The organism is Methylibium rhizosphaerae, assembly GCF_006386545.1.
GTDB classification, from domain to species: Bacteria; Pseudomonadota; Gammaproteobacteria; order Burkholderiales; family Burkholderiaceae_C; genus Pseudorivibacter; species Pseudorivibacter rhizosphaerae.
Window position 1 is genome coordinate 1 of the sequence record NZ_SWAR01000084.1, and the last position, 3,974, is coordinate 3,974.

A 3,974-nucleotide genomic window follows, 5' to 3' on the forward strand; every position below is an offset into this window, starting at 1 on the left:
TGCAAGGAGCGCCAGAACAAACGAGAGCCCGTAGTGCGGACTGGTTCGTTTTGCCAACGACAACACTAGGACGGCGTTTGCTGCCCACGAAATATGGCCCGCAAAAAGCCCGATGGGACCAAGAATGAATGCCTCCAACCCCGAGTGGTTATGGAGGTGACCATAGCGGTTGGTTTGATAGGCCGGCAGCGCAAGACTCACTAGGAAGGCGACCACACTCGCACCGGCTAGCCAGCGCGAAACCTTATTGCGAGAAGCGGGCGCGAGCATGTGCGTACAAAGGGGTTGTGCTCTAACGTTCGACATGAGCGGCATGACGCGGCAGGCGAAGCCTGCCGTGGCATGTCCGCTCGATGGAGGGGTTAGACCACTGGTTCATAGACGAGACCAGCGTGCACGTATGACCGTAGCACACCAGCCACGGTCTCGGTGACAACCAGCGCCTGCTTCCAGCCCCACACACGAAAGATCTTTGCATCAGCCGGGACGAGCGCAGGATCGAGGCGAAGGCGGGTAACCATGCGGTATTCGCCACACTTGTCCGGCCGACCATCCGCCAGGCTCCATTTGGTGAACTGAGAGTTCGGCTCATCGACACACCGCACAGTGCGCGTTGCGACCAAGATTCGATAGGGCGAATTCTCTCCTACGATATGAAGTTGCGGAAACTGAGATTGGTCTCCGAGGATCGACCCAAGCGCACTGGCGACTTCCTCGGTCACAACCGGCACATCGAACCCGGCGAACGAAAAGCTGAGCCGCTGGCCTGCCTGCTTAACCTTGCTTCGCCACGGTAGATGATCGGTCGCCTCTAGCGGCGACCCACTAAGCAGTCGCCAAAACGCCCACTCATCCCTCGACTGATCCACCGGCGTGTCAATGAACCACTGGTCAGTCAGCCGCGGATCGAACGAGAGGCGGTACATCTGCGGAGGGGTCTAACGTTCGACATGAGCGGACCGTACGCGATCAATGAACCCCGTCCTTGCGCCGCATGGCAAGGCGGTCTAGTTGACGCTGCGGTCCCAGTGACGGTAGGCCTCGATCCACTCGACCCCACGGGGCAATGGACTCGGAAGTGGTAGGTCGAGAAGCGCAATTCGCTGTCGCGTCCGCCCGCTGCGGCACACCGCGACGATTTCCTCACTCACGGTCATGTCGACGCGTTCGACGAGCACCTCGACACCGAGCACATGAGTCTTGAACGGCAGCTCGACGTTTTCCTGGATCATGGTCAAGAAGCTGACACGCTGCTCGGAGTCGTTGTACGCGTCGACGGTCGCCTCCTCGATCAGTTTCCGAAGCTTGGCGCGGGACAGCTTCATGGGGCCCCGAGCTTGACGCGCCAGGGCAGCAGCGCCGCGTAGTCGTCGGCCGTCTTGGCCGCGGGCAATGCGGTGAACAGCGCGCGCAGGTAGCGGTAGCCGTCGATACCGTTGATCGCGCAGGTCTGCAGCAGCGAGTACAGGTTCGCACTGGCGTGGGCGCCGGCCACGGTGTCGGCGAACAGCCAGTTGCGCCGCCCGACGCAGAACGGACGGATCGCGTTCTCCTGGGCGTTGTTGTCGATGCTGTAGCGCCCGTCCTCGACGTAGCGCTTGAGCTTCGTCCACTGCGAGGCCAGGTAGTGCAGCGCCTCGCCCAGCAGGCTCTTGGGCAGCACCACATGCAGGTTGGCCAGCAGCAGTGCTTCGATGTCCTTCAACACCGGCATGCTGTGCTCCTGGCGACGGCGCTCAAGCTCCTGCACGGTGACCTCGTCACGCTTGGCCTGGGCCTCCACCTTGTAGAGCTGGCCGATCAGCGCGATGAACCGCGCCGGCAGTTGCTCGGGCCCTCGCTTGTCCTTGGGCAACGCCTGCAGAGCATCGAGGAAGTACCGCCGGCAATGGGTCCAGCACGCCAGGTGCACAAGCTGGTGTTTCTCGGCGACGGCATCGTAGGGCTCATAGCCGTCGGTCATGAGCACCGCGCCCCGGCCAATGCCGGCGTAGATCCTCATCGCCGTCTCCGTCGAGCGGCTGGGCGCGTAGGCGAACAGCCGGATCGGTGGCCCCCGTCCGTCCTTGCCTGAGCCATCGGTCATCTGCGCCCAGATGTAGCTCTTGGCCTGCGCCTTGCGCCCCGGCTCCTTGAGCACCTGCAGTTCGGTCTCGTCGCCGAAGATCAACGGTGAGTCGAGGAGGTCGTCGCGCAGCAGGTTCACCACCGGCTGCGCGGCCTCGCCCACGCGCACGATGCTGGCAGCCAGCGTGCTGCGCGAGATGTCCGTGCCGCCGAAGCGGCCCAGCAACGCCGCCTGGCGGTACAGCGGCAGCCCGTCGAGGTACTTGGACGTCGCCACCCAGGCCAGCGCGCTCTCGGTGAGCAGCCCCTTGGGGATCACCTGCGGCGGCTTGGCCGCCAGTCGCATGCCGCCGTCGCAGCAGGGGCAGGCGTACTTCACGCGCTCGTGGCGGATCACCCGCACTTGCTGCGGCACGATGTCCAGCTGCTCGCTGACCTCCACGCCGATCTCGCTCAAGGCTGCGCCGTCGTGCGGGCACACCCGCTCGCCTTCGGGCAACTCATGGCGCACGACCTCGCGCGGCAGCGCCGGGTCCAGCGGCTTGCGCCCGCGCTTGGCGCGCTTGTGGCCGGGCACGTCGATCTTGTCGTCGTCGGTTTCTTCAGCGGCCGGCTGCGCCTGCACGCCCAGGCTCTCGGCCTCGTTGAAGAACATGTCCTTCTGGTGCGTGGCGCTGGCCTCACTCTTGGCCGCGAACAGCTGCCGCTTGAAGCGGTTCAGCTGCTCTTGCAGCAGGTCGCGCTCGGTGCGCGTGACGCGCAGCTCGCCGGTGGTCACACGCAGTTCCGCGGCGAGCGCGTTCTTGCTTTGCACGGCTTCTGCCAGTGCCTGCTGCAAGGCGGCGAACTCTTCGGGCGTGGGCATGTGAACCATCGCCGCGCATTCTCGTGGGGTTCGCGCCTGGCGACCCCGCGATCTTCGCATCGCCGGGTAAGAGCTTTGTCGCGCTGTCAGGCCACGCGCTCGTACAGCCGCTTCGGATGCCGCTGCACCACGCCGATGTCGATGCCCTCGAGCAACCAGTGCAGTTGCTCCACCGTCAACGTCGGCACCACCGCCTCGCTCGGCCAGACGAAGCGGTCTTCCTCCAGGCGCTTGAACAGAAGCCAGAATCCGTTGCGGTCCCAGCCCAGGATCTTCACGCGATTGCGCCGGCGGTTGCTGAATACGTACACGCACGTGGCGAACGGATCCAGACCCAGTGCCTGCTGCACCAGCGCAGCCAGGCCGTTGATGTTCAGCCGGAAGTCCACCGGTTCGCGGTGCAGGTAGACCTTCAGCCTTTCGTCGAGGCGGAACACCGCAGCCTCCCCAGCGCTTCGATAACCTCGCCAGCTCGGGTCATGTCGCAGCCGCCCAGCTCAAGGACCACGCCGTTGGGCAGGCGCGCCTGCACGCAGATCGTCGGCTCTGGCGCGGCCGGCGTCGCAACCTCCATCGTCACCGGCATGAACGCCGCTTGCGCAGGTTGCGTGGGCGTAGCCAGCGCTCGTGGTCTGCGCTCGTTGCTCTCGCGCACCCAGCGGCTCAACTGGTTGGCGTTGACGCCGCATCCGCGCGCCAGGCGCGACACCGACGCACCGGGCGCTGCGCACAGCGCGACCAGCTCGGCCTTGACTTGCTCGTCGTATACCGCGCGACCGTCGCGCTTGCGTCCGACCACCAGCCGGCTCGCCAGGTCTTCCATTCCCTCTGACATCACGTTCCCACGTTCACCTACGTGGGAACGTAGCCTGTCAGCACAGGGCACCGCAGACAAGGACGAGGGTTAAAGAGCGCTTACAGCGGACCGCAACGGCGCGCTCGGTGTGGCCGAAGCCCGCGACTGCGCCTCGCCGTTGTGGGTCCGCTCGATGGAGGGGTTGGGCGTCATGACGCCTCCTCGTGCAGCCCCCGCACCTGTGGC

Annotated in this window: 6 protein-coding genes; all 6 read right to left on the reverse strand. The window is 65.2% G+C overall.

What is annotated here, in order from left to right:
- Positions 1–270 (reverse strand): hypothetical protein (locus E8D38_RS28685; protein WP_219851882.1); only part of this gene is annotated, 270 nt, incomplete at its 3' end.
- Between the two features lie 92 nt (positions 271–362).
- On the reverse strand, positions 363–926 hold the full coding sequence (locus E8D38_RS27195; protein ID WP_140637408.1) for a hypothetical protein: 564 nt from the start codon (positions 924–926) through the stop codon (positions 363–365).
- Between the two features lie 81 nt (positions 927–1,007).
- Positions 1,008–1,325 carry a calcium-binding protein gene (locus E8D38_RS27200; protein ID WP_140637409.1) on the reverse strand — a complete coding sequence of 106 codons (318 nt, stop codon included), beginning with the start codon at positions 1,323–1,325 and terminating at the stop codon, positions 1,008–1,010.
- Positions 1,322–2,941 (reverse strand): IS66 family transposase, encoded by a 1,620-nt coding sequence (gene tnpC, locus E8D38_RS27205; protein WP_140637410.1) that lies wholly within the window; start codon positions 2,939–2,941, stop codon positions 1,322–1,324. The genes E8D38_RS27200 and tnpC overlap by 4 nt, the downstream gene beginning before the upstream one ends.
- Positions 2,942–3,018: 77 nt before the next feature.
- Entirely contained in the window at positions 3,019–3,369 is a 351-nt protein-coding gene (gene tnpB / locus E8D38_RS27210; protein ID WP_140637411.1) for an IS66 family insertion sequence element accessory protein TnpB, read from the reverse strand.
- Positions 3,345–3,755: an IS66-like element accessory protein TnpA gene (tnpA, locus tag E8D38_RS27215; protein ID WP_246099731.1), complete on the reverse strand. Its 411-nt coding sequence runs from the start codon at positions 3,753–3,755 to the stop codon at positions 3,345–3,347. Before tnpA ends, tnpB begins: the two co-directional genes overlap by 25 nt.
- Between the last annotated feature and the right edge of the window lie 219 nt (positions 3,756–3,974).

What these genes read in the sequence shown, in the direction of transcription:
- E8D38_RS27195 (WP_140637408.1), bottom strand. Translation starts at nt 926, where the DNA reads ATGTACCGCCTCTCGTTCGATCCGCGGCTGACTGACCAGTGGTTCATT.
- tnpC (WP_140637410.1), bottom strand. Translation starts at nt 2,941, where the DNA reads ATGGTTCACATGCCCACGCCCGAAGAGTTCGCCGCCTTGCAGCAGGCA.
- E8D38_RS27200 (WP_140637409.1), bottom strand. Translation starts at nt 1,325, where the DNA reads ATGAAGCTGTCCCGCGCCAAGCTTCGGAAACTGATCGAGGAGGCGACC.
- tnpA (WP_246099731.1), bottom strand. Translation starts at nt 3,755, where the DNA reads ATGGAAGACCTGGCGAGCCGGCTGGTGGTCGGACGCAAGCGCGACGGT.